Source organism: Microbacterium ureisolvens, from assembly GCF_015278315.1.
GTDB lineage: Bacteria > Actinomycetota > Actinomycetes > Actinomycetales > Microbacteriaceae > Microbacterium > Microbacterium ureisolvens.
The window spans coordinates 228,435-254,301 of record NZ_JADIJE010000005.1; the positions used below are offsets into that span (position 1 = coordinate 228,435).

Below are 25,867 nucleotides of genomic sequence, written 5' to 3' on the forward strand. Positions count from 1 at the left end.
CGAGCGTGTCAGTCGGGCTCGGCCTCCGCGGCGGCGCGCGCGGCCGCGGGAAGCGCCTCGACGACGCGGCCCACGGCGGCATCGTCGTGGGCGGCCGAGACGAACCAGGCCTCGAAGACCGACGGCGGCAGCGAGACGCCCTGCGCGAGCATGGCGCGGAAGAAGGCGGGGTAGCGGAACGCCTCCTGCGCCTTCACGGTGTCGTAGTCGGTGGGAGCCGTCTCGGCGAACTGGATCGAGAACAGGTTGCCCGATCGCTGCACGACGTGGGTCACGCCGGCGTCGGCGAGAGCGGATGCCGCCGCATCGGCGATCGTCGTCGCGGCGTCGTCGATGCGGGCATAGGCGGCGGCGTCGAGGTGGTCGAGCGTCGTGCGCCCCGCCGCGACCGCGAGCGGGTTGCCGCTCAGCGTGCCGGCCTGGTACACCGGCCCGAGCGGCGCGAGAAGCTCCATGAGCGCCGCGGAGCCGCCGAGCGCGGCGAGCGGCAGTCCGCCGCCGACCACCTTGCCGAAAGTGATCAGGTCGGCGGAGAAGGGGACGGGGTCGATGCCGTACCAGCCCGCCGGACCGACGCGGAACCCGGTCAGCACCTCGTCCAGGATCAGGAGCGCGCCGTGCTCGTGCGCGATGTCGGCGAGGGCTGAGTTGAAGCCGTGCGCCGGGGGCACGATGCCCATGTTGGCGGGAGCCGCCTCGACGATCACCGCGGCGATGTCGTCGCCGCGTGCGGCGAAGACCTCCCGCACGGCGTCGAGGTCGTTGTAGGGGATGACGAGGGTCTGCGCGGCGATCGACGCGGGGACACCCGCGGAGCCCGGCATGGCGAGCGTGGCGACGCCGGACCCGGCCTCGGCCAGGAGGCCGTCGGAGTGGCCGTGGTAGTGGCCGGAGAATTTCACGACGAGGTCTCGCCTGGTCGCCCCCCGCGCGAGCCGGATGGCGGTCATCGTCGCCTCGGTGCCGGTCGAGACGAGCCGGACGCGCTCCACCGGGTTCGCCACGCCGTCGCGGGTCACGCGTGCGGCGATCAGCTCGGCCAGCTCGGTCTCGCCGGGCGTGCTCGCGCCGAAGCCGAGACCATGGGCCGCGGCATCCTGCACCGCCTTCACGACGGCGGGGTGGGCGTGCCCGAGGATCGCGGGACCCCACGAGCCGACCAGGTCGACGTACTCGCGCCCCTCGACATCGGTGACGTACGGCCCCGAGGCCGCGACGAAGAAGCGCGGCGTCTCGTGCACCGATCCGAAGGCGCGCACGGGCGAGTTCACGCCGCCCGGCATGGCGCCCCGGGCGCGGGCGAATTCCTGTTCGTTCGTCGTCATCGGATCCACTCCGCAAGCTCCAGGGCCCAATAGGTCAGCACGGCATCGGCGCCGGCGCGGCGGATGCCGATCACCGACTCCTCGATCGCACGGCGGCGGTCGATCCAGCCGTGGGCGGCGGCGGCCTCGATCATGGCGTACTCGCCCGAGACCTGGTACGCCCAGACGGGCACGGGGCTGGCGGCCGCGGCGTCGGCCAGCACATCGAGGTAGCTCATCGCCGGCTTCACCATCACGATGTCGGCGCCCTCGGCGATGTCGAGGTCGAGCTCGCGCGCGCCCTCGCGGCGGTTCGCGGGGTTCTGCTGGTAGGTGCGGCGGTCACCCTGGAGCGAGGACTGCACGGCCTCGCGGAACGGGCCGTAGAAGGCCGATGCGTATTTCGCCGCGTACGCCAGGATCGGCGTGTTGCCGAAGCCGGCGTCGTCGAGCGCGTCGCGCACCGCGGCGACCTGGCCGTCCATCATTCCGCTGAGGCCGAGCAGCTGGGAGCCCGCCTCGGCCTGCGCCACACCCATCTCGCGGTAGCGCTCGAGCGTCGCGTCGTTGTCGACGTAGCCGTTCGCGTCGAGCACGCCGCAGTGGCCGTGGTCGGTGAACTCGTCGAGGCAGAGATCCGTCTGCACCACGAGCGCGTCGCCGACCTCGGAGGCCGCGACGCGGGTGGCGACGTTCAGGATGCCGTCGGGATCGGTCGCACCGGAGCCCACCGCGTCCTTGTGCTCGGGCACGCCGAACAGCATGATGCCGCCGATGCCGGCGGTCGCGGCATCCGTCACCGCCTTCTTGAGGCTCTCGGTCGTGTGCTGCACCACGCCCGGCATGGACGAGATCGGCACGGGATCGCCGGCGCCTTCGCGCACGAACATCGGCAGGATCAGCTCGGCCGGGTGCAGGCGCGTCTCGGCGACGAGGCGCCGCATCGCGGGCGTCTGCCGCAGGCGGCGCGGACGGTCCACCGGGTTGTACGTCACGGGCGTTCTCCTGTCAGGCCGGCCGCGCCGGCGTCGAGCAGTTCACGGGCGACGGCCGCCGCGATCTCGCGCGCGGGGTCGCCGTCGTCGGGCCAGACGCCCGCGTGCGACGACGTGAGCTTCGTGGAGCCGTCGAGGCTGTACACGCTCGCCGAGAGCAGCAGGAGTCCGGCGTCGACGACCGCGCGCGCGCCGACGGGCGCCGAGCAGCCCGCTTCGAGCAGGGCGAGCACTTCGCGCTCCGCCTCGACGGCGACCCGGGTCTCGGCGTGGTCCAGCCGGTCGACGAGATGCTCCTCGCCGCGGCGCACCTCGACGGCCAGCGCGCCCTGCCCCGGCGCGGTCGGCCACCGGTCGGGGTCGAGGAACTCGGTGACGACGTCGGTGCGGCCGATCCGGGTGAGTCCGGCAGCCGCGAGGATGATGGCGTCCAGCTCTCCGCCGGTCACCTTCCCCAGGCGCGTGTCGACGTTGCCGCGGATGTCGACCACGTCGAGGTCGGGGCGGCGCGCACGCAGCTGCGCCATGCGGCGAGGCGATCCGGTGCCGACGCGGGCACCGGCCGGAAGCACGTCGAGCGTGAGGCCGTCGCGTGCGATCAGGGCGTCGCGCGGATCTTCGCGCACCGGGATCGCGCCGACCACGAGCTGGTCGTGAGGCGCCGTCGGAAGGTCCTTCAGGGAGTGGACGATGACATCGCACTGCCCGGCCAGCAGCGCGTCGCGCAACGCGCCCGTGAAGAGCCCGGTGCCACCGGCGCGCGACAGCGGCTCGTTGGAGCGGTCGCCGTCGGTCGTGATCGTGACGAGCTCGGTGGAGACGCCGTACGCGTCGGCGAGGTCGTCGGCGACCATGCCGGTCTGCGTCAGCGCGAGCGTGCTGCCGCGGGTTCCGATACGCAGGGTGGTCACGCCAGCACCTCGGCGAGCTCGTCGAGGGAGATGCGCCGCCCGGTGTAGAACGGCACCTCCTCGCGCACGTGGCGGCGAGCCTCGGTCTGTCGCAGGTCGCGCATGAGGTCGACCAGCTCGACGAGCTCGGGAGCTTCGAGCGCGAGGATCCACTCGTAGTCGCCGAGCGCGAACGACGCCACGGTGTTGCTCAGCACGCTGCGATGAGCGGCGCCCTTGCGGCCGTGGTCGGCGAGCATCTGGCGACGCTCGTCATCGGGGAGGATGTACCAGTCGTACGAGCGCACGAACGGGTAGACGGTGAGCCACGCCTCGGGATCCTTGTCGCGCATGAACGCGGGCAGGTGGCTGGCGGTGAACTCGGCGTCGCGGTGCACGCCCATCGCGTTCCAGACCGGGACGAGGGCGGCGAGCGGTTGGGCGCGGCGGAGCGTGCGCAGTGCCGACTGCAGCACCTCGGGGGCGATGCCGACTCCGGTGAGCCAGATCATGAGGTCGGCGTCGGCCCGCAGGCCCGACACGTCGTAGAACCCGCGGACGGTGACTCCGGATGCCTCGACCTCGGCGACCGCCGCGGCGAGGTCGCCGCTGGTCGCGGGCCGGGAGGCGTCCCGGCGGAACACGGCCCACAGGGTGTAGCCGAGGGTTTCAGTGGGAGAGCTCGCCGAGACGTCGGTCATAGCTCTATCTTTTCACCCCGTCCGTCCAAGGTTTCCCGGAAGGCCGTTTCAATCCACGGGTCAGCGGGCGAGGAGCTCGGCGGCAGTGCGCTCGGCGTGGGCCACGATCCCGGCGAGGCCGGATCCGGCGACGGTCTCACCGACCGCCGCCACATCGGAGGGAACGGATGCCGCGGCCGGCCGCACCCAGAACACGTGGGCGGCGTCCACCACGACGGGCAGTTCCACGCCGAGCAGCGTCCCGGCGTCGGCGACGGCCGCGGCCACCGGGTCGGCGGGGGTCTCGTCGTACGACAGGCGCACCACGTGGCGCCCGTCGGCGGCCTCGCGCAGCCACGCCCACTTGGCCGTGGCGTGCGTGAGTGCGCGGGCCCCCACCGGTGCGCCGGCTGCCACGAGGAGTCCGGTGCCGCGGGGTGCGGCATCCAGCTCGTCCTGCTCCACGACGAGGGTCACAAGATCTATGCGCCGACCCGGTGCGGCGGGAGCCGCCACTCCCGGCGCGGCGACGATCACGGTTCCGCCGAGTGCGCCGAGGTCGTCGATGCGCGTTCCGAGGCGCACGTCGCCGCCTCGCCGCACGAAGTCGTCGGCCAGGGCGGGCACCAGCCGGTTGATTCCGCCTCGGATGCCCGCCACCGCCGCGCCGGGAGGGGCGGCGGCCCGCAGTCGCGCGACCGCCCCGCCGAGCGACCCTGCGCTCACGACCGCGTCGGCGAGCCCCGGGTGTGCGCGGGCGACGGCGAGCTCGTCGGGGTGCTGCGAGTGGACGCCGTGCACGATGGGCGCGACGAGGAGGTCGACCATGTCGTCGCCCATGCGCTGGCGCACCAGCGCGCCGAGGGTCGCCGGCACGTCGTCGACCGGCCGCGCATCGAGCAGTGCAGCTTGCTCGGCAGCTGCGAGGCCGACAACACGCACCACGTCGTCGGCGAGCGGATCCGAGGGGATCCCGAGAAGAGCGGTGGCCGGCAGCGGCACGGCCGTGCCGGTCACGGGCTGCAACCACGCCGGTCCCGGAGCGGGCGCGACGATGTCCTCCTGCATGCCCAGCTCGCCCAGCAGGGCCGCGACCGCGCCGCCGCGGACGGCGAAGCTCTCGGCACCGGCATCCAATCCGATGCCGCCCACTTCATGCCGCGCCACCGTGCCGCCGAGGTGATCGGATGCCTCGAACAGCGTCACGGTCGCGCCGGAGTCGGCGAGCCGCCGGGCGACGACGAGCCCCCCGACGCCGCCGCCGACGACGGAGAAATCACTCATGCGCGTGGACGAACTCCACGATGCGGGTGAGGACCGCCGGATCGGTGTCGGGCGGCACGCCGTGGCCGAGGTTGAGCACGTGCGCGCGGGCCGACCGGCCGCGCTCGAGCACGTCGCGGATGTGAGCCTCGAGCACGGGCCAGGGCGCGCGCAGCAGTGCGGGGTCGATGTTGCCCTGGACGGACACGTCCGGGCCGAGACGGCGGACGGCCTCGTCGAGCGGGAGCCGCCAATCGACGCCGACGGTGTCGACGCCCACGTCTCGCATCGCGGCGAGGAGCTCGCCTGTTCCCACCCCGAAGTGCACGAGCGGCACGTCCAGATCGCGCACAGCATCGAGCGCCCGCGACGAGAAGGGCGCGACGTGCTGCGTGTAGTCGGCGAGGCTGAGCGAGCCCGCCCACGAGTCGAAGAGCTGTCCGGCCGAGGCACCGGCCTCGAGCTGGGCGCGCAGGAACGCGCCGGTGATCTCGGCGCACCAGGTCAGCAGCGCGGCCCACGTCTCAGGGTCGGAGTGCATGAGCGCCCGGGTCTTCAGCTGCTCCTTCGACGGACCGCCCTCGACGAGGTACGACGCGAGCGTGTAGGGGGCGCCGGCGAAGCCGATGAGCGGCGTCGTGCCGAGACCCGCGACCGTGAGCGCGACAGCTTCCCGGATCGGCGCGAGCGATGCGGGGTCGAGCGGCGGCAGCGCTGTGACGTCGGCTGCGGTGCGCACCGGGTTCTCGAGCACCGGCCCGCGTCCGGCGACGATCCGCACGTCCACGCCCGCAAGGCGCACCGGGATCACGATGTCGCTGAAGAAGATGCCCGCATCCACCCCGTGCCGCCGCACCGGCTGCAGGGTGATCTCGCTGGCCAGCTCGGGGTTCAGGCACGCGTCGAGCATGTCGGTGCCGACCCGCAGCTCTCGGTACTCCGGCAGCGACCGGCCTGCCTGCCGCATGAACCACACGGGCGTGCGCGACGGCCGTTCGCCGCGGTAGGCGCGTATCAGCGCGGGCGGATCGTTTCTCTGGAGAACGGAAGGGTGAGAGTCATGCAAAGACACACGTTAAGATTAGAGTCGTGCTCCTCTGTCTGACCGCGAACCATCGGAACGCGAGCCTCGACGTCCTGGAGCGCCTCTCCGTGGGAGCGCCCACGGCGACGCGCGCTCTGGTCGAGGACGAGTTCTTCGTCTCGGGTGCCGTCGTGCTCGCGACGTGCAACCGGTTCGAGGCGTACCTCGACATCGACGAGCCGCTCACCGGCGGCGAGGCTGTCGCCGTCGAGTCGGTGGTCGAGGCGATGGCCGAAGCCTCCGGGGTGGCCGTCGATCTCCTGCGCGCGTCCGTCGCGGTGCATCAGGGGGCGGATGCCGCAGCCCACCTCTTCGCGGTCACCAGTGGTCTCGAGTCGATGTCTGTCGGCGAAGACGAGATCTCCGGCCAGGTGCGTCGCGCTCTCGACGCCGCCCGCGCCGACGGCCTGACCTCGAGCGAGCTGGAGCGCCTGTTCCAGAAGGCCACCCACACCAGCCGTGGCGTGCGCAACCGCACCCAGCTGCGCGGAGCGCACCGCTCGCTCGTGCGCCTCGCCCTCGAACTGGCATCGAGCCGCGTCGCCGACTGGGCCGCCGCGAACGTCGTGGTCGTCGGCACCGGCAAGTACGCCGTCCGCACCGTCGAGGCCCTGCGTGCCCGCGGCGCCGGTGACATCCACGTCTTCTCCCCGTCCGGCCGCGCTGAGGCTTTCGCCGCGCAGCACGGGCTGATCCCCGTGTCGGACTTCGCCGCAGCGGCGGCCGAAGCCGACGTCGTCATCACCTGCACCGCGGAGGCCGTCGTCCACGCGGAAGCGTTCGTGCCCGGACACCGCGTGCTCGTGATCGACCTGGGCCTGCCCCGCAACGTCGATCCCGCCGTCGGGGCCGTCGAGGCTGTGGAGCTGCTCGACCTCGAGACCATCCGACTGCACGCGCCGCTTCAGGAGTTCAACGCGCACGCCGACGCGCGCGCGATCGTGGGCGATGCGGCGACCGAGTTCCACGCTGACCGCGAGGCCGGCCCGGCCATCACGGCGCTGCGCAGCGACGTGCTCAAGATCGTCGAGGACGAGATCGCTCGGGCCCGCTCCCGCGGCGCCGGCGACGAGGTCGAGGCCGCTCTGCGTCACCTGGCCGGCGTGCTCCTGCACCGCCCCTCGGTGCGCATCAAGGAACTGGCCGTCGAGGGCCGCATCGATGACGCGCGCGCCGCGCTCGAGCTGCTCCACGGCCTCTCGGTCGATGCCCCCGGCCCTGCGGACGCCGACGACGACGGGCTCTGGGCCACCGCCTGACCCCACCGCGCATCCAGCGACGGTCTTCGATCGACGTCGGGCGTTCCTTCGCTGCGGTGTCGACTGCCACCCGCTGCGCCCTCGTGCATCTCGGATGCGGCGGCGGTGCCGGGCCCAAAGTGCAAGCTGGCGCAAGTCTTGCGGATATCGAGCGTGATCCTGCAAGCCATCAACACATCCACGCAAGAAGCGAACATGTTGTTGAGAACGCGCGCATCACGCCCCTAGGGTGAAGCACGAGCGGGCAGGGCGGCCCGTCCCGACCCCGGATGAAGCGAGTCGACGATGACACGACCCCGAACCCTCGCCGCGGCTGTGGCCGCGGCATCCGTCGCCCTCGGCGCATTGGTCGCCCCACCCGCGGCCATGGCAGCGCCCCCGGGATGGAACACGCCGGCGCCGATCGTGACGCGCGCCGGCCTCGATCCGGCGCTCGTCGCGGGCCGCGGTGCCGACGTCGCCTTCCTCGAGCAGGAGGCCGAGAATGCCGTCACGAACGGCACCGTCATCGGCTCGGGTCGGGAGGCTTACACGATCGAAGCGGAGGCTTCGGGTCGCAAGGCGGTTCGTCTCGCGCCCGGGCAGTACGTCGAGTTCACGCTTCCTGCGGCGGCCAACGCGATCACCGTGCGCTACAGCATCCCGGACGCCCCGGGCGGCGGGGGCTTGACGGCGCCACTCGCCGTCAAGGCGGGTTCGCAGACAACGTCTCTCACGATGACCTCGGAGTACGCGTACCTCTACAACCAGTACCCCTTCACGAACGACCCGGACGCGGGGCTGCTGCACCCGGACTGGTGGCTCGCAGAGTGCGCCTGCGTGCCGCAGTTCGACCAGCCGGGCTTCGAGCCGGCGAAGCCGTTTCGCACGATGAAGTTCTACGACGAGGAGCGGCTGCTCCTGCCGAAGACCTACAAGGCCGGCGACAAGGTGCGCCTCACCGCGCCCCACCAGGTCGCCTGGACCGTGATCGACCTCATCGACACCGAGCTCGTCGGACGGCCTTACGTGAAGATCAAGGCGTCGAACGTGCTGGCGTTCGGAGCGGACCCGACGGGGCGCAAGGACTCCGCCCCGGCGATCGAGAAGGCCATCGCGTTCGCGAAGAGGGCCGGTCTGACGGTGTATCTCCCGCCGGGGACGTACCGCGTCGACCGTCACATCGAAGTCGACGACATCACCATCGAGGGGGCGGGTCACTGGTACACCAAGGTCAAGGGATCGGAGGTGGCGCTGGCAGCGCCCGCCGCCGACGGCTCGACGCACACGGGAGTGGGCTTCTACGGGAAGGATGCCGCCGCCGGCGGCAGCCATGACGTGCACCTGCGCGGATTCGCGATCGAAGGCGATGTGCGTGAGCGCATCGACACCGATCAGGTCAACGCGATCGGCGGCGCCTTCCACGACTCCTCGTTCGAGGATCTGCACATCCAGCACTCCAAGGTCGGGCTGTGGTTCGACGGCCCGATGTCGAACGTCGTGGTGTCGGGCAACATCATCGTCGATCAGATCGCCGATGCGCTGAACTTCCACATCGGGGTCACCGACTCCGTCGCGCGCCACAACTTCGTGCGCAACTCGGGCGACGACGCCCTGGCGATGTGGGCGGAGTCGAAGGGCGGCACGACCTCGACGAACGCCCGCAACGTCTTCGAGCACAACACCGTGCAGACCCCGACGCTGGCCAACGGGATCGCGATCTACGGCGGCACCGACAACGTCGTCTCGGGCAACCTTGTCGCCGACACGATCCGTGAGGGGAGCGCCCTGCACGCCGGCTCGCGATTCGGGGCACACCCGTTCAGCGGGACGCTCACTTTCCAGGACAACACCACCGTCCGCGCCGGGACGCGCGAGCTCAACTGGAACATCGGCCTGGGCTCGCTGTGGGTGTACGCCCTCGAGGGCTCGATCTCGGGGATCCGGGTCTCGGGCGACCACTACCTCGACAGCACGTACAACGCGATCCTGCTGGTGTCGGAGTGGGGCGTGAAAGACCTCTACTCGATCGACGGCGTGTCGTTCGCCGACGTCCGGGTCGACAGCACGGGGACGTCGGTGCTGAGCGCCCGGGCGAAGGGCGGAGCTTCCTTCGAGGACGTCGACGCCCGCGGCGTCGGGGCGGTGGGCATCAACAACTGCGGGTCGTTCGGGTTCACGCCGGCCGGGTCGGAGTTCTCGGTGACCGACCTCGGCGGCAACGACGGCGGCGGCACCGCAGGACCATGGATGGCCGCGTGGCAGCTCCCGAACACGATCACGTGCGACGACCGTCCGCCTGTGGTCCCGCCTGCCGCGCCGTCGCCGTGGGTCCAGCCTTGAGGTGGTGCGGCTGAAGGCCGGTCTTCAGCCCGGCGCGCAGCGGTGACGGATGCCGCGTCCCGAGGACGCGGCATCCGTCACCGTGCTCGCTGTCAGGTGAGTTCGTGGAGCAGGAAGGCGCCGAGGAAGCCGATCGTCGCCCAGAGGCCGGTGAGCGCGTGCTGCTCGTCGAAGGCCTCGGGGATCATGGTGTTGCACACCATGGCGAGGAGACCGCCGGCGGCGATCGTCGTGATCAGGGCGATGAGGCTCGGTGACGCCGACTGGAAAGCGACATAGCCGAGCACCGACGCGATGACGGTGATCAGCGCGATGCCGCTCCACAGGAGCGCGACATAGCGCCCGCCGGTGCCGCCGCGCTTGAGGGCGGCGGTGGATCCGAGACCCTCGGGGAAGTTGCTGATCGCGATCGCCGCGACGATCGGGATGCTGATCCCGCCTTGCAGCACCGACAGACCCATGACGATGGACTCCGGGATGCCGTCGATCAGGGCGCCGACGGCGATCACCAGGCCTGCGCCGCCGATGGCGCCGGTGCCGGCGCGGCGGGCGACGATGCTGGCGGGCACGTCCTGGACGTCGGGTGCGTCGACCGCTCCCACGCCGCCGGCAGGGGAGCCCGAACCTTTCGGCTTCTTCCTTCGGCGCGAGATCAGCTGGTCGGCCACGATGTAGAGGATCGCGCCGCCGAGGAACCCGAACGTGGTGGGGATGAGCCCGCCGTCGTCGGCGGCCTCCTCCACCAGCTCGAAGGCCAGCGTGGAGATGAGCACGCCCGCGCCGACGGCCATGATCCCCGCGACGATCCGCTGCGGGATGTCGACGAACCACGCCACTGCCGCTCCCACGAGCAGCGTGCCGCCGCCGATCAGACCGCTCAGCGCCGCGAGCCAGAGTCCGTCCATTGCGCCAACCTAGTGGCCCGGACAGCGGATGCCTCGGCGAAACGCGTTCGCCGAGGCATCCGTCCGTTTGTCAGTCACGGGGATCAGACGGTCGCCGCCTCCCGCGCGCGCAGGTCCTTGCGCAGGATCTTGCCGGCGCTGGACTTCGGGATCGCGTCGATGAACTCGACGCGGCGCACCTTCTTGTGCGGTGCGACCTGATCGGCGACGAACGCCATGACCTCGTCCTCGGTGAGTCCGGAGTCGGGTGCCGGCACGATGAAGGCCTTCGGGATCTCCTGCTTGTCGTCGTCGAGCACGCCGATGACCGCGGCATCCATCACCTTCGGGTGACCCAGGAGCAGCGCCTCGAGCTCGGCCGGCGCGATCTGATAGCCCTTGTACTTGATGAGCTCCTTCACCCGATCGACGATCGAGAAGTAACCGCCCTCGTGGTAGACGGCGATGTCGCCGGTGTGGAGGAAGCCGTCGGCGTCGAGCGTCGCGGCCGTCGCCTCGGGCTGGTTCAGGTAGCCGAGCATGACGTTCGGTCCCTTGACCCACAGCTCGCCGGCCTTGGTGACGCCGTCCGGGCCCACCTCGGTGATCTCCTCGCCCGTCTCGGTGTCGACGAGCTTGTTCTGGCTGTTCGGCAGCATCACGCCGACCGAGCTCACCGGGATGTCGAAGCGGTCGTTCGGCATGGCGTGCGAGACGGGGCTGAGCTCGCTCATGCCGTACCCCTGCATCATCCGCGCGTTGATCCGGCGGCCGGCCGTCTCAGCCGTCTCGCCGTCCAGCGGCGCCGCGCCGGAGAACACCGTGTGCACGCTCGAGATGTCGAACTGGTCGACGACCGGGTGCTTCGCGAGGGCGACGGCGATGGGCGGCGCGATGTACAGATACGTGCACTGGAACTTCTGGATGTTCGTCAGGAACTCGACGAGGTCGAACTTCGGCATCGTCACGAGGCTGGCCCGCTGGCGGAGCGCCAGGTTCAGCAGCACCGTCATGCCGTAGATGTGGAAGAACGGCAGCACCGCCAGCACGCGATCTGTCTCGGCCAGGTCGAGGGCGACGCGGCACTGTGCGACGTTGGCGACGAGGTTGCGGTGCGACAGCATGACGCCCTTGGGTACGCCGGTCGTTCCGGACGAGTACGGGAGCACCGCTACGTGCGTCGCCGGGTCGAACGACACGTCCGGCGCGGGGGACCCCTCCGTGAGCAGCTGCCGCAGGTTCGGGTGCCCGGAGGCGCCGTCCAGCACGATCACGCGCTCGTGCGGGATGCCGACGGCCTCGGCGGCGGTGGATGCCTGGGCGAGGAGCGGGCTCACGGTCACCAGCCATGTGGCTCCGGCATCCCGCAGCTGCTTCTCGATCTCGCCCGCGGTGTACAGCGAGTTGACGGTCGTGACGGTCGCCCCGGCGCGGAGGATGCCGTGGAACACGGTGGCGAACGCGGGAACGTTCGGGCACAGCAGGCCCACGACGGTCTCGACCCCCACGCCGCGGGCAGCAAGCGCACCGGCGAAGAGGTCGATCTGCGTGCGCAGCGCGCCGTAGGTGGTCTCGGCGCCGGTGGCGGGATCGATGAGCGCGACGCGCCCCAGATCCTCCTCCGTCAGGCTCGCGAACAGGTAGTCGTAGATGCTGAGCTCGGGGATCTCGACATCGGGATGCGGACTGGTGAACACCGGATCTCCTTCGATCGGGCGGCAGGGCGGTCGATCGGCGCGCCCGGGGCGCGCCGTGCGACCATCATGCCATCGCGCTGCCGGATTTTGGCACGGGATTCCGCGACCTGTGGAACGCAGTCTCAGTGCTCGCGCCTTCGAAGCGTGCTGCCCGGCGGACACCGGTCTCGCCGGACGCCCGGTCACCGAGAGGGTGACCGGGCGTCCGGGCGCTGCGAGCGGTCTGTCGGTCAGTGGGTGAGAGCGGGCTGACGGCCGCCGGCGGCCAGCCGTTCGGCGGCGAGGCCCTCTGCAGCCTCGAGCGGCGTCACACTCCGCGCCTCGGCCTCGTCGAAGATGCGGCGGACGGTGTCGCCGATGTGGCCGACGCGCTCCATGATCTCGGCGCGCGTGCCGAGCTTCTTCGCCTCGAGGTCGAGGTAGATCACGCCGCCGGCGTTCACCACGAAGTCGGGGGCGTACAGGATGCCGCGCCCGGCCAGCCGGTCCGCGCCGCTGTGATCGGCGAGCGGGTTGTTGGCGGGACCGCAGACCGCCTTCGCATCGAGGGCGTCGATCACCTCGTCGGTGAGGAGCCCGCCGATGCCGGCCGGAACGAACACGTCCGCCGGGACGAGGTGCTCCGATCCCGGGGCCACCCAGTCGGCGCCGAGCTCGGTCGCCAGGTCGCGCTTGGCGGGGTTGACGTCAGTCACGGTGAGCCGCGCGCCCTCGGCCGAGAGTCGCACCGCGAGGCGGCTGCCGACCTGACCGAGGCCCGAGATCGTGATGTGGCGGCCCTGGACGTCTGCGGCGCCGGCGACCCGCTCCAGCGTGGCGCGCAGGGACTCGTAGACGCCGAGGCTCGTCGGGCCGGCGGGCTCACCCGATCCGCCGACGGCGTCGGGGAGCCCGACGACGTGTTCGGTGCGCTCGCTCACGACGAGCATGTCCTCGGTCGTCGAGCCGACGTCCTCCGCGGTGCGGTACAGGCCGTGGAGCGACTCGACGGCATCGCCCAGGTCGAGGAAGGCGGCGCGACGGCGGTCGGCGTCGAGCATCGTGCCCGGAGGCAGGGCGATCACGGACTTGCCGCCGCCCGCATCGAGGCCTGCCGCCGCGTTCTTGAGGGTCATGGCGGCGGAGAGCCGCAGCGCGTCGCCGAGGGCATCGCTCCAGTGGGGGTACGTCCACAGGCGCGCGCCGCCGAGGGCGGAGCCGAGGACGGAGGAATGCAGCGCCACAGCGATGAACAGGCCGCTGCGCCGCCCGGTGATCACCTCCACCCGCTCATGCTGGAAATCGGGCAGGGGCAGGGAGGGCACAGTGTGCGTCATCGCGATACTTCCTTCGGCGGGCCTCGTGGGCGGTGCGCTGCGGATGGCGCGGCTTTGCGGCATCCGTCTCCCATTGCACACCGGTTCGGCGGATTGTTCAACCGCGTCCACGGCGAGTGCGCACATTGCATCGCGCGCGCCGCGGCGCCTGCGCAGTCGTCAGCACAGTGCGCGCCGTCGATAGCATCGGGGGATGCCCGACGCCTACACCCACGGTCATCACGAGAGCGTGCTGCGCTCGCACCGCTGGCGCACCGCCGAGAACTCCGCCGCCTACCTGCTTCCGCACCTGCGTCCCGGCGTCTCGATCCTCGATGTGGGGAGCGGTCCCGGCACGATCACCGCGGATCTCGCGGCCGTCGCGCTGCCGGGTCGCGTGGTGGGGACGGATGCCTCCGCCGACGTCGTCGCCCAGGCCGCGGCCGACCACTCCGCGTCGAACCTCTCGTTCGAGGTCGGCGACGCTTATGCCCTGGCCTACGGTGACGGCGAGTTCGACGTCGTGCACGCGCATCAGGTGCTGCAGCACGTGGACCGGCCGGTCGACATGCTGCGGGAGCTCGGCCGGGTCGCCGGGCCCGACGGCCTGGTCGCCGCGCGCGACGTCGACTACGAGGGCGTCATCTGGTATCCGCTGATCCCCGCCCTCGACGAGTGGCTCGCCCTCTATCTCGCCACGCACCGCAGCGTCGCCGGCGAGCCCGCCGCCGGACGCCGGCTCAAGGCCTGGGCTCGCGAGGCCGGCCTCGCCGACATCCGCGCCACGGCGTCGCTGTGGCTGTTCGAGGGCGAGGCCGACCGGTCGTGGTGGGGAGGCATGTGGGCCGACCGCGTGCTGCAGTCCGCGTTCGCCGATTCGGCCCGCGCGACGGGCGCCGATGACGCGCTGCTCGAGCGCATCTCGGAGGGATGGCGCGAGTGGGCTGCGGCCGAGGACGGCTGGCTGCTCATGCCCCACGGCGAGATCCTCGCGCGCGGACCGCGTCGTTAGGCTGAGCCGGTGACCACGCCCGCCTCGCTTCCCGCCCGCAGTCGTCTCGTGCACGACGCCATCCGCGCCGCCGGCATCACCGGCGACATCGTGGTGCTGCCGGATGCCGCCTCCACCGCGGCGCTCGCCGCTGAGGCGCTGGGGGTCGAGGTGGGTGCGATCGCCAACAGCCTGGTGTTCTTCAGCGACGGCGAGCCGCTTCTGGTCATGACCAGCGGCGCGCACCGCGTCGACACGGCAGCGCTCGCCGCGCGGCTCGGCCGCGCGAAGATCCAGCGCGCGACGCCGGAGCAGGTCAGGGAGGCGACCGGCCAGGCGATCGGCGGCGTCGCACCGACGGGGCATCCGTCACCGCTCGCGACAGTCGTCGACGAGGACCTCGCTGCGTTCCCCGAGATCTGGGCCGCCGGCGGCACGCCGCACACCGTGTTCCCGATGACCTACGACGAGCTCGTGCGGCTCACCGGCGGCGCTGTAGCCAAGGTGGACTGAGGCGAGGCGCAGCGCCGTCCATCGCAGCGACCTCCCTTGACGGCCCGTCCGTCGAGGGGTAGAAGTTGACCGTTCGTGTCGCGCCGAGCGGGATTCCGACGCGACCCGGGTCTTCGCGCATGCGTGACAAGGGGAAGCACATGATCCGTAAGCTCGCCGTCGCCACCACCGCAGCCCTCGTGCTCACCGGTCTGGCGGTGACGCCGGCTTTCGCCAGCCCCGAACCTCCGCCCCCCGCCGACGACGTGCTCGCGGTCTACACCGGAACCGTGGATGCCGCCGGGATGGGCGCGATCGTCGGGCTGGGCGTGGACCGGCACGAGATCGTCACCACCGAGAGCGAGACGCCCGGCCAGATCGGCGTGCAGGTGATCCTCAGTCCCGATCAGGCGGCGGCGCTCGCCGAGGAGGGCGAGCCACTCGAGCGCAAACAGCCTGGCGCGCAGCGCCGGTCGCTGGCTGCGGGCGATGGTGTCTTCCGTCGGTACAGCGGTGACGGCGGTCTGCTGGAGGAACTCCAGGGCGTCGCTGCGGCCTATCCGAAGATCGCACAGTTCCGCGTCATCGGGCGGACCGTGCAGGGGCAGGACATCGGAGCCGTCCGGCTGACGGGCAACGTCGCCCGGCAGAAGCGAGATGGTAAGCGCCCGACCACGGTCTACGTCGGAGCCCAGCACGCGCGGGAGTGGATCACCCCCGAGATGGTGCGCCGTCTGCTCGACCACATCGCGACGTCGTACGGCAGCGACGGCCGCATCACCGACATCGTGAACACCACCGAACTGTGGTTCGTGCCCGTCGCCAACCCGGACGGGTACGATTTCACGTTCGAGGAGGGCCGGCGGCTCTGGCGCAAGAACCTGAGCGACAACAACGGCGACGGGCAGATCACGGCGGGCGACGGCGTCGATCTCAACCGCAACTTCCCGACGCGCTGGGGCTACGACAACGAAGGATCGTCGCCGTCGCCGTCATCGGACACGTATCGTGGCCCGGCGCCTGCGTCCGAGCCGGAGACGCAGGCGCTCGACGGACTCTTCGCCGACGTCACGCCGGAGTTCCTCGTCAACTATCACTCCGCGGCCGAACTGCTCCTGCACGGCATCGGCTGGCAGGTCGCAACGCCCTCGCCGGACGACGTCATCTACGAGGCCATGGTCGGCGACGACGCCGACCCTGCCGTCCCCGGCTACGACCCGGACCTCTCGGCCGAGCTCTACACGACGAACGGCGACACCGACTCGCACGCGCAGGAGGCATACGGCACGCTGGGGTTCACGCCCGAGATGGCGACCTGCGAGTCGGCCTCGAACTCCGTGCCCGACGACGAGTGGGAGGCGGACGCCTGTGAGAGCGGGTTCAACTTCCCCGACGACGAGGAGCTGATCCAGGCGGAGTTCGAGAAGAACATCCCGTTCGCGCTCGCCGTGGCCGAGTCGGCGAAGGATCCGAACGACCCGGTCTCCGTCGTCGGTCGCGACGCCGAGGACTTCCGCGTCGACTCGTTCTCGGTGTCATACGGCGATCCGCAGACGGTCGCCGTATGGGCGAAGCGCGACATGCTGCTGAAGATCGCGAACTACCGCATCAACGGCGGACCCACGAGGTACGCGCTCCTCAGGGAATGGGACGGCGGCGAGCGCTACGGCGACGAGAACGTCGATTATTACGGCGAGTACCGCGCCACGGTGACCGGCGCCGAGCCGGGCGATTCGGTCGAGGTCTGGTTCACCGCGCGACCCTCACCACGCGACATCCTCGCCAATCGATCGATCAAGAAGATCGAAAGCGAGCACTTCACGTACGAGGTGGTGCAGGACACCGGAAGCTCGGTGCTGGTGATCGCCAATGAGGACTACAGCGGTGCCCGCAATGACGGCGAACCGCCGCAGGCGGACGGACCGAAGTACCTCGACGCGCATGTCGCCGCCCTCGAAGCCAACGGCGTCACGCCCGACGTCTGGGATGTCGACGCCGACGGCGTGCCCCACGACCTCGGCGTGCTCAGTCACTACGACGCGGTGCTGTGGTACCTGGGCGACAACAGGCTCACTCAGGACGAGGAGGACCTGCTCACCGACACCTACCTCTTCGGCGAGGTCACCGATCTGTCGGTCGCGGAGCGCCAGCAGTACCTCACGATCGCCGTGCGCGACTTCCTCAACGAAGGCGGCAAGCTGGCCTTCGCGGGGGAGACCGCCGGCTACTACGGTCAGCTCGGTGCGGCTCTCGGCGGCATCTACTACGGCCTCGACGGTGCGCCGGACGAAGACTGCGTGGTGACCTCGGACTTCTTCGCAGACTGTCTGCTGCTGGCCGACGACTTCACCCAGTACTGGCTCGGCGCCTACGACCGCACCCCGGTCTCGGGCGCGGGCATCTCGGGAATCGCCGAGCCGCTGACGGGCCTCGAAGCGCTGTTCGGCGGTCCCGCCGTCGCCGACAACCCCGTCGACGAGGCCGGCCAGCTCACGGTGACCAGCGACGTGCTCCCGGTCGAGGAGTTCCCGCAGTTCGAGAGCTGGGCCGCGGCCGAGTACCTTTCGCCATCGGGACCGTTCATCCCGGTCGGCGGTGAGTGGGCGATGTTCGCCTCGCACATCGACGACGGCTATCAGCGGCTGTCGCGCACCTACTCGGTGCCCGCGCTCGGGGCCGGCGAAACGGCGATGTTCGACGCGAAGATGTCGTACTGGACCGAGCTCGGCTACGACCACGTGATCGTCGAGGCGCGCGCGGTCGGAACCGACGAGTGGACGACGCTGGCAGACGAGAACGGCGCCACCTCGAGCGATCCGCCCGCGGAGTGCGAGGTCGGGTTCCTCCTCGAGGAGCACCCGCAGCTGGCGAACTACCTCACGCTCGGCAACCCGTGTCTGCCGACCGGGGCCACCGGTGAGTGGAACTCGTTCACCGGCAACTCCGGTGGCTGGATCCCCGTCTCGTTCGATCTCTCCGCGTACGCGGGGTCCGAGGTCGAGATCGTCGTGAGCTACGTGACAGATCCGTTCACCGGTGAGGTGGGGCTCATGCTCGACGACACGGCGCTCGTCGTCGGCGGCGCAGCCACCGAGGTCGAGGGCTTCGAGACCGGCACCGGGGCTTGGCAGGTGCTGACCGCACCGGAGTCGAGCCCGGGCAACGCGGCGGAGTTCTTCCGCTACGACGCGGTCGGCCCGTTCTACAGCACGACGGCCACGCCCGACACCCTGATGTTCGGCTTCGGTCTCGAGCAGCTCGAGTCCGACGAGGCACGCGCGGAGGTGGCAGCCCGGATCCTGGCGCACTTCGCAGGCTAGCGAGCGAGGCGCCCGGCCGACCCGGCCGGGCGCCTCAGCCGCGAAGGATCTCGCGGCAGGTCACCGCCGCGGCGGCCGACCACGCCTGCGGACGGCACGCGGCCGGGTAGGCGGTCGGTCGCGAGGTGACGGATGCCGCATCCCCGGCGTGCAGCTCGGGCACGCGGTAGTCGAAGCCCTCGGCCGCGCTCAGGAGCTCGTCCACGACTCGCAGCGCCGGCCCGCGGAGGCCCGCGCGCGCCATGCCGTGGGCGCAGATCGCGGTGTCGTGGGTCCAGACACTGCCCCCGTGGTACGACAGCGGCCAGTATCCGGCGGACTCGGTCGACATCGTGCGGATGCCGAAGCCGCTCGACATCGTCGGCCCGACGAGCAGCTCCGCGACATGCGCCTCGTCGTCCGCGTCGAGCAGGCCGGTGCCGATCAGATGCCCGATGTTGCTCGTGAGCGTGTCGACCGGCCGCTTGTCGCGGTCCAGCGCGATGGCGGGATAGCGACCCTCCGGCGTCTGCACCCAGAACTCGTCCGCGAAGCGCCGCCGCAGTTGCGCCGCCCATGTCCGCAGCTCGGCGGGCGTCGGGACGCCGAGCGCGGGATCCAGGTCGGCGTCCCCGAAGGCCTCGAGGATCTCGGCTCCGGCGCTCACGGCCTCGTAGGCGTACGCCTGCACCTCGCACAGCGCGATCGGTCCCTGCGCGAGCCGGCCGTCGCGCCATTGGATCGAGTCGCCGGAATCCTTCCAGCCCTGATTCGCGAGGCCCCGGCCGGTGCGGTCGACGTAATCGAGGAAGCCGTCGCCGTCGCTGTCGCCGTGATCGAGGATCCATCGCAGTGCGCGGACGAGCGGCGGGAGCAGGTCGCGCACCTCGGGCTCCGGCATCCCCGCCCGCCACGCATCGGCGAGGAGGCACACCCACAGCGGCGTCGAATCGACGCTCCCGTAGTACAGGGGCGGCAGCACGATGCCCTCGCCGGGCATCGCGAGCGCGGTCGCGCGCAGCTCGTGGAGGATCTTTCCCGGGTCCTGCGCGGTCTCAGCATCGTCCTTCGTGCCCTGCAGCCGCGCGAGGACGCGCAGCGTGGAGGCGGCGATCCCCGGATCGAGGGGGAGAGCCAGACGTGCGGCCCACAGCGAGTCGCGCCCGAAGAGCGTGAAGAACCAGGGAGCACCGGCGGCGAAGAACTCGTCGCCGGGGTCGTCGGGAAGGCTGAGGCGCAGGGCTCCGAGGTCGCCGAGGGCGACCTCGAGCCACCGTCCGAGCCGGGGGTGCTCGTCGCGCACCTCCGCGGCGATCCCTCTCGCCTCCCACGGCTCGGGGCCAGAGGCCCCCCGCACCACCAGGGAGTCGTCCTCCAGCTCGATCGACCAGGCGACCTCGGTGAGACCGTCGGCGGGAACCTTCACCGGCCAGGTGGCGACGACGTCTTCGCCGTCGACGTCGACCGCGGCGCCGGGCGTGCGCAGGACGAACCGCTGAGCGCCGGCCACGACTCGGGTCGCGGCATCCGTCCCGGAATCGCCCTCGGCCGCGATCTCGAGCGCGCGCGTGCGGGGGATGCCCGCCTTCACGTCCTGCAGCGGCGCGAATTCGGGTGTGAGGCGCACGGACAGCCGCGTCGTGATGGGCGTGTCGAGGCGGGATGCCACGCGGAGCGTCTCGGTGAGGCGCCCGGCCGAGACCCGGCGATCGCGCATCAGCCGCACCTTGGGATCGGGCGTGGGGTCGTCGAGGCCACGAAGGACGCCGCCGAACACGACGCGGTCCGGCCCTTCGGCGGACGCCGAGATCCACTCGATGCGGGAGCCCGCACACGACAGCCTCAGCGCCCGCACGTGACGCACGTCGCCGTGATACACGCCGTGGATCGCCGCGTCGCCGAGATCCCCTTCCGGACCGGACCACGTCTGGGTCGGCGCGCGGAAGACGATCGTCGCCTCGTTCAGCAGCGGCTGCAGCGGCGGCGCTGACGTGTCGCCGGAGACCTGGCTCATTCCTTCACCGCTCCTTGGCTCGAGTTCATGATTCTGCGCTGGAAGATGAAGAACAGCACGGCGACCGGGATCGTCATGATCAGTGCCGCGGCCAGCTTCAGGGGATACTGCGTCCCCTGGCTGAGCTGGCCGGACGCGAGCCCCGCCACACCCTTGGTGAGAGTCGTCAGCTCGGGCGACTGCGTCGAGACGATGAAGTGCGACAGCTCGTTCCACGACCCCTGGAACGACAGGATGATGATCGTGATCAGCGCCGGTCTCGCCATGGGGAGGACGACCGACCAGAAGATCCGGAAGGTGCCCGCACCGTCGATCCGCGCCTGCTCCTCGACCGAGACCGGTATCGACTCGAAGAAGTTCTTCATGATGAACACGCCGGCCGCGTCGACCAGCAGCGGCAGGATCATCCCCGCATACGAGTCGTAGATGCCGAGCTGGTTGATGACGAGGAACCGCGGGATGAGGAGCACGACGCTCGGCACAGCCATCACGGCGATGACGGCGGCGAACACGACGCCGCGCCCGCGGAAGTTCAGCCGTGCCAGGGCGTAGCCCGCGAGCGACACGAAGAACACCCGCAGGATCGTCACGCTGATCGTCACGATCGCCGAGTTGCGGAACCACACCGGGAAGTCGCTGCGCAGGAACAGGCGTTCGTACGCCGCCGTCGACCAGACCTGGGGGATGAGCGACACCGGGTTGACGGCCGCTTCGGCGTCCGTCTTGAACGAGGTCGAGAGCTGCACCAGGAACGGATAGATGTAGACGAGCGAGATGAGGATGAGCACGGCGTACAGGACGATCTGCCATCCCAGTCCCGAGGTGCGGCGTCGCCGCTTCGGAGAATCCGCTCGGGGGCCGGGCTGACCGGCCGCGGCTGTCCGCGTCGCGCCGACAGTTGTCTCGGTCATCATCGGCCTCCGTTCTCGCGTTCGCGGTCCGCGCCGCCCGGAGCCTGCGACGGATCAGGCGGACTGGGCACCTGGCCGGCCGCGACGGTCGCGGGGGTCGCGGTCGCCGGACGGGCCGGCAGCTCGTACTGGCGGGCTCGGCGACGCGACACCGGCCGCTCGCGCAGCACCCACCGCTGGAGCAGCGTGAACAGGACGATGATCGCGAACAGGATGAAGGCGATCGCCGCGCCCTGCCCCCAGTCCTGGTCGAGGAAACTGGCGTCGTAGGAGAGATACGCGGGGGTCAGGGTGGTCTTGGCCGGCGCGCCACGCGTGCCGGTGTAGATCTGATCGAACACCTGCCAGCAGCCGATCAGGCCCAGGGTCAGCACGGTGAACAGCGCCGGGCGCAGCTGTGGAAGGGTGACGCGCCAGAACCGCTGCCAGGCATCGGCCCCGTCGACCATCGCGGCCTCCTGGATCTCAGGGCCGATGTTCTGCAGTGCGGCGAGGAACAGCAGCATGAAGGTGCCGCTCGTCGTGAAGATCGCCATGAGGATGAAGGCCGACATCGCGACGGACGGCCCGGCCAGCCAGTTCCACCACGACACGGCGATGAAGCCGCTGTCGGTGAGGAAGGCGGGTCCTTCCCGCACGCCGACACCCGACAGCAGCACGTGGAAGATGCCTCTCGGGTCGGCGAACCAGTTCGGGCCGTCGACGCCCACCACGCCGAGCACCGCGTTCACGACGCCCCGGGGGTTGAAGAGGAACAGCCACAGCACCGTGATCGCCACGGTCGCCGTCACGGACGGGAAGTAGAAGGCGGTGCGGAAGAACCCGCGACCGCGCAGGATGGCGCCGTTGACGAGCAGGGCGAGGAACAGCGACAGCGCCGTCTGCAGCGGCACCACCAGCAGCACGTACCAGGTGTTGTTGCGCATCGCGATCCCGAAGTCGCGCGCGGTCAGTCCGTCGCCGGTCGTCACGTCGCCGTAGTTCTGCAGGCCGACGAAGTTGACGTTGCCCGAGAAGGGGCTTCCGCGTCCGCTCCAGTCCGAGACGCTCACCCACAGCGCCATCAGCACCGGGATGAGCAGGAAGATTCCGAGGATGATGATGACGGGCAGGGTGAAGACCCAGCCCGCCAGCGTCTCGCCGCGACGGATGCCCGAGCGGGCGTTCCGTGCGCGACGAGGCGCCGGGGCGGTGGCAGTCATCGCGGTCTCCTCAGCCCACGATCGCCTCGAAGTTGGACTGCACGGTGTCGAGGATCTGCTGCGGGTCGCCGTCCTTCAGCCCCTGAAGCTGGGAGTTGAAGTCGGTGATCGCGTCAGAGCTGCCGTCGTAGGTCGGGAAGCCTTGCGCGTAATCGGCTCCGGCGAGGAAGGCGGCGAGTGTCGGATTCGCACTCGTCCACTGGTCCGCGGCCGATTGCGCCGACGGCATGGGCCCGAACGCCTCCGAGAAGGCCAGCTGCTGGTCGGCGCTGGTCATGTACTCGACCAGGTCGAGCGCCGCCTGCTGGTTGGGGCTGTCGGCTGCCATGCCCCAGCAGTTCGTGAACTGCAGGGTTCCCTTTCCGCCCGGTCCTTCCGGCAGCTCGGCGACGACGTACTCGACATCGGGATAGTCGTTCGTCATGGCGCCCGTGATCCAGTTGCCTTCGATCGTCATCGCGCTCAGCTGCTTGCCGAACGCCTCGCCGCCCCAGCCCGCGCCGAGGTCCTGGGCGTACGCGAACGTGCCCGCGACCATCTGCTCCTGGACGTAGGTCAGCGCGTCGACGTTCTCCTGGCTGTTGGCGATGACCTCGCCGTCCTCGACGAGGCCGCCCCCCGCCTGGGCCATGAACGTTCCGATGCGCTGCCACTCCCAGCCGAAGCTGAGGCCGACGACGCCGTCCTTCGTCAGCGTCTGGGCCACCGTCGACAGCTCGTCCCACGTGGTCGGGATGTCGTCGTCCGTCAGGCCTGCGGCATCCCACAGCCCCTTGTTGATGATGAGGGCGAGCGTGGAGAAGTCCTTCGGCGCGCAGTAGAACTGGTCGTCGTAGGTGAAGTTCTCGACCAGGGAGGGGTAGAAGTCGTCCTTGTTCTCGAGCTGGTCGCCGTACGCCACGAGGGAGCCGTTGTCGGCGTAGCCCGCGAGGAACTCCGGGGCCAGGTAGAACAGGTCAGGCGGGTCGCCCGCGGCGAATCCCTGCGAGAGCTCCTGGGCCTGGTCGGTGGCGACCTTCACCTCGACCTCGACGCCCGACTCCTCCGACCACGCCTGTGCCGCCTCCGTCACGGCGTCGGTCTCGGCGTCGCCGCTGGAGCCGAAGAGGATCGTCAGGCCTTCGTCGGAGCTCGTGAGCTCGCCGTCGGCTGCGCCGCCGCCGGTGCCCTCGGAATCGTCGAAACCTGAGCCGCAGCCCGTGAGGGCCAGCGCCCCGGTGACGAGGAGCGCCCCGGCCGCGAGGCCGGCGCGCGGGATGTGCCGTGTCATGTCTCTCTCCTTTGATGAGTCAGGCGTGACGGCCGGCGAGGGGAGGTCTTCGTGTGCGCTCGTCCAATTTGAACGATCAAAGTCCGCCGTCAAGGGTCACGGTAAGACCGGGGAGGATCTACTGTCAACCCGTTTGACGGGGTCGTAGGATAACGATTTGAACGCTCAACGGCCGCCGGGAGGTGCCATGGCGAAGTCGCCGACCGTCGAGGACGTGGCCCGCGCGGCGGGGGTGTCGCGGCAGACCGTCTCGAACGTTCTCAACAGCCCCGAGATCGTCCGAGAGGTCACCCGCGAGCGGGTCCGCGCGGCGATCACGCAACTCGGCTACGCGCCCTCGATGGCGGCGCGACGGCTGCGCACCCAGCGCAGCGCGACGATCGGCATCCACCTGGATCCCTACGCCGGAGGGATCTCCGGCATCGTCCTGGACCGGTTCATCCACGCCCTCACCGACCGGGCGACACCTCGAGGACTCCGCATCCTCGTCTACGCCGCGAACGATGCCGAGGAAGAGCTGCGCCGCGTGCGGCAGCTGCGCGAAGGGGGAGAGATCGACCGGATCGTGCTGACGGGCACCTACCAGGGCGATCCCCGAGCGGACTGGCTCTCGGAGCACGGGATCCCGTTCGTCGCGTTCGGGCGCCCCTGGGGCGAGCCCGGGGCGGGGGCGGCGATGGGGAACCCCGATCGGCCATGGGTCGACGTCGACGGCGCCGCCGGAACCCGCGCCGCCACCGTGCACGCGCTCGACCATGGCCCGCGAGTGGCATTCCTCGGCTGGCCGACGGGATCCGGCACCGGCGACGACCGCGAGCGCGGCTGGCGCGAGGCGATGTCCATCGATTCCGACGAGCACTCGGATCTGCGCTGGACGGCGGTCGATACCGTGGCCGCTGCGCGCGACGTGGTGGAGCACGAGCTGTCCGCCGGCGCCGTAGACGCCATCGTGTGCGTGAGCGACACCCTGGCGGTCGGCGCGCACCTCGCCGCATTGCACGCCGGTCGCGCCGACATGCCGGTGGTCGGGTTCGACAACACACCGGTCGCCGAAGCGCTGGGAATCTCGAGCGTGGAGCAGCGACCCGAGCACGTTGCGGAGGCCGTGCTCGACCTTCTCGTCGCCGAAAGCGGGACGCACGACGGCGACTGGCATCGGCTGATCGAGCCCGAGTTGATCGTTCGCACCCGCGAGGCGTCGTAGCGCTCTCCGCGTCCGCTCAGCCCGGACGCACCCGGCCGATCCGGCGTTCGAGCTCTCGCGCCGCCGCACCCGTCGCGACGCTGAGGTCGGGTTCGGCCTCGTCCGCGTCGGCGGGCCAGGTCAGCGCGATGGCGGCCGCCGGCCATCCGGCATGGTCGCGCACGACGACGCCGATCGACCGCATGCCGAGAGTGACCGCGCCGTCCTCCACGGCGTACCCGCGCTCGCGCACCTCGCGCAGCAGTTCGCGGAGCTCTCCCGGGCGCCGCGGCCCGCGGCCCGTGCGGTCGGCGAAGGCTGCGGCATCCGGGAACAGCGCCCGCACCTGCTCGCGGGGAAGTGCCGCCAGCATCGCGCGACCCGTGGCGGTGAGGTGCGACGGCAGACGTACGCCGACATCCGTGACGAGAGCGGGCCGGCGGGGCGCGCGCTCCTCGACGATGTAGAGGACGTCGCGTCCGTGCATGACGGCGAGGTGCGCGCTCTCGCCGGCGCGATCGACGAGGTCGGCCAGCACGGGCCGGCCGAGGCGCGCGAGCGGCTCCTGCCGCGAGTAGCCGCCGGCCAGCTCGAATGCGGCGATGCCGAGACCCCACCGCTGCTCCTCCGGGAGGTGGACCACGAACTGGTGCTCCTGGAGAGTCGCCAGGAGGTGGTAGACGCTCGAGCGCGGGATGCCGAGGCCCGTGGCGACGGTCCGCGCGGGCACCGGTCCACGCTGACGCGCCAGGAACGAGAGGATCCGCAGGGTCTGATCCGCCGCCGGCACTTGCGGGCGCAGCGGCGGCGTGGGCGTGGTGTCTGGCATGGC

The 25,867-nt window shown here is 70.9% G+C and carries 20 protein-coding genes; 6 read left to right on the forward strand and 14 right to left on the reverse strand.

Features of this window, described 5'->3' with window-relative positions; all coding sequences use genetic code 11:
- Positions 1-8: 8 nt before the first annotated feature.
- Genes hemL through hemE form a run of 6 tightly spaced genes read right to left on the reverse strand, consistent with a single transcriptional unit; the run spans position 9 to position 6,204 of the window.
- On the reverse strand, positions 9-1,325 hold the full coding sequence (gene hemL, locus IM767_RS10310; protein WP_109210269.1) for a glutamate-1-semialdehyde 2,1-aminomutase: 1,317 nt from the start codon (positions 1,323-1,325) through the stop codon (positions 9-11).
- Positions 1,322-2,299 (reverse strand): porphobilinogen synthase, encoded by a 978-nt coding sequence (gene hemB / locus IM767_RS10315; RefSeq protein ID WP_194398856.1) that lies wholly within the window; start codon positions 2,297-2,299, stop codon positions 1,322-1,324. The genes hemL and hemB overlap by 4 nt, the downstream gene beginning before the upstream one ends.
- A complete protein-coding gene (hemC, locus tag IM767_RS10320) occupies positions 2,296-3,210 on the reverse strand; it encodes a hydroxymethylbilane synthase (RefSeq protein WP_109210270.1) in 915 nt (304 codons plus the stop codon). The genes hemB and hemC overlap by 4 nt, the downstream gene beginning before the upstream one ends.
- On the reverse strand, positions 3,207-3,890 hold the full coding sequence (gene hemQ, locus IM767_RS10325; protein WP_109210271.1) for a hydrogen peroxide-dependent heme synthase: 684 nt from the start codon (positions 3,888-3,890) through the stop codon (positions 3,207-3,209). The genes hemC and hemQ overlap by 4 nt, the downstream gene beginning before the upstream one ends.
- 60 nt (positions 3,891-3,950) lie before the next feature.
- A complete protein-coding gene (locus IM767_RS10330; RefSeq protein WP_109210272.1) occupies positions 3,951-5,153 on the reverse strand; it encodes a protoporphyrinogen/coproporphyrinogen oxidase in 1,203 nt (400 codons plus the stop codon).
- Positions 5,146-6,204 (reverse strand): uroporphyrinogen decarboxylase, encoded by a 1,059-nt coding sequence (gene hemE, locus IM767_RS10335; RefSeq protein WP_109210273.1) that lies wholly within the window; start codon positions 6,202-6,204, stop codon positions 5,146-5,148. Before hemE ends, IM767_RS10330 begins: the two co-directional genes overlap by 8 nt.
- 17 nt (positions 6,205-6,221) lie before the next feature.
- On the opposite strand from hemE, the gene IM767_RS10340 reads away from it, so the two are divergent.
- Entirely contained in the window at positions 6,222-7,475 is a 1,254-nt protein-coding gene (locus IM767_RS10340) for a glutamyl-tRNA reductase (protein WP_109210274.1), read from the forward strand.
- A gap of 285 nt (positions 7,476-7,760) precedes the next feature.
- Positions 7,761-9,797, forward strand: coding sequence for a glycosyl hydrolase family 28-related protein (locus IM767_RS10345; RefSeq protein ID WP_109210275.1), 2,037 nt, complete (start codon positions 7,761-7,763; stop codon positions 9,795-9,797).
- 92 nt (positions 9,798-9,889) lie between these two features.
- On the opposite strand, the gene IM767_RS10350 is transcribed toward IM767_RS10345, so the two are convergent.
- The 3 genes from IM767_RS10350 to IM767_RS10360 all read right to left on the reverse strand — a co-directional run bounded on the left by IM767_RS10350 (position 9,890) and on the right by IM767_RS10360 (position 13,694).
- Positions 9,890-10,702, reverse strand: coding sequence for a ZIP family metal transporter (locus IM767_RS10350; RefSeq protein WP_109210276.1), 813 nt, complete (start codon positions 10,700-10,702; stop codon positions 9,890-9,892).
- A gap of 83 nt (positions 10,703-10,785) precedes the next feature.
- Positions 10,786-12,378 carry an AMP-binding protein gene (locus IM767_RS10355; protein WP_109210277.1) on the reverse strand — a complete coding sequence of 531 codons (1,593 nt, stop codon included), beginning with the start codon at positions 12,376-12,378 and terminating at the stop codon, positions 10,786-10,788.
- A 230-nt stretch (positions 12,379-12,608) separates the two neighbouring features.
- Positions 12,609-13,694, reverse strand: a complete 1,086-nt coding sequence (locus tag IM767_RS10360; protein ID WP_109210278.1) for a Glu/Leu/Phe/Val dehydrogenase family protein — start codon at positions 13,692-13,694, stop codon at positions 12,609-12,611.
- A gap of 193 nt (positions 13,695-13,887) precedes the next feature.
- Between IM767_RS10360 and IM767_RS10365 the strand changes: the two genes are divergently transcribed.
- The 3 genes from IM767_RS10365 (at position 13,888) to IM767_RS10375 (ending at position 18,476) form a co-directional block, all read left to right on the forward strand.
- Entirely contained in the window at positions 13,888-14,685 is a 798-nt protein-coding gene (locus tag IM767_RS10365) for a methyltransferase domain-containing protein (RefSeq protein WP_109210279.1), read from the forward strand.
- A gap of 9 nt (positions 14,686-14,694) precedes the next feature.
- Positions 14,695-15,177, forward strand: coding sequence for a YbaK/EbsC family protein (locus IM767_RS10370; protein ID WP_109210280.1), 483 nt, complete (start codon positions 14,695-14,697; stop codon positions 15,175-15,177).
- 140 nt (positions 15,178-15,317) lie between these two features.
- Entirely contained in the window at positions 15,318-18,476 is a 3,159-nt protein-coding gene (locus IM767_RS10375) for a M14 family metallopeptidase (protein ID WP_109210281.1), read from the forward strand.
- Between the two features lie 34 nt (positions 18,477-18,510).
- Here the strand turns inward: IM767_RS10375 and IM767_RS10380 are convergent, their stop codons facing one another.
- The 4 genes from IM767_RS10380 to IM767_RS10395 are packed head-to-tail and all read right to left on the reverse strand — an operon-like array spanning position 18,511 to position 23,852.
- Positions 18,511-20,469 (reverse strand): glycogen debranching N-terminal domain-containing protein, encoded by a 1,959-nt coding sequence (locus IM767_RS10380; protein ID WP_109210282.1) that lies wholly within the window; start codon positions 20,467-20,469, stop codon positions 18,511-18,513.
- Complete coding sequence (locus IM767_RS10385; protein WP_109210283.1) at positions 20,466-21,380, reverse strand: carbohydrate ABC transporter permease; 915 nt, start codon at positions 21,378-21,380, stop codon at positions 20,466-20,468. The genes IM767_RS10380 and IM767_RS10385 overlap by 4 nt, the downstream gene beginning before the upstream one ends.
- Positions 21,380-22,582, reverse strand: coding sequence for a carbohydrate ABC transporter permease (locus tag IM767_RS10390; RefSeq protein WP_109210284.1), 1,203 nt, complete (start codon positions 22,580-22,582; stop codon positions 21,380-21,382). Before IM767_RS10390 ends, IM767_RS10385 begins: the two co-directional genes overlap by 1 nt.
- A 10-nt stretch (positions 22,583-22,592) precedes the next feature.
- Positions 22,593-23,852 (reverse strand): sugar ABC transporter substrate-binding protein, encoded by a 1,260-nt coding sequence (locus tag IM767_RS10395; RefSeq protein WP_109210285.1) that lies wholly within the window; start codon positions 23,850-23,852, stop codon positions 22,593-22,595.
- 187 nt (positions 23,853-24,039) lie between these two features.
- On the opposite strand from IM767_RS10395, the gene IM767_RS10400 reads away from it, so the two are divergent.
- Entirely contained in the window at positions 24,040-25,056 is a 1,017-nt protein-coding gene (locus IM767_RS10400; protein ID WP_109210286.1) for a LacI family DNA-binding transcriptional regulator, read from the forward strand.
- A 16-nt stretch (positions 25,057-25,072) separates the two neighbouring features.
- On the opposite strand, the gene IM767_RS10405 is transcribed toward IM767_RS10400, so the two are convergent.
- A complete protein-coding gene (locus IM767_RS10405) occupies positions 25,073-25,864 on the reverse strand; it encodes an IclR family transcriptional regulator (RefSeq protein ID WP_239453276.1) in 792 nt (263 codons plus the stop codon).
- Positions 25,865-25,867: the final 3 nt, after the last annotated feature.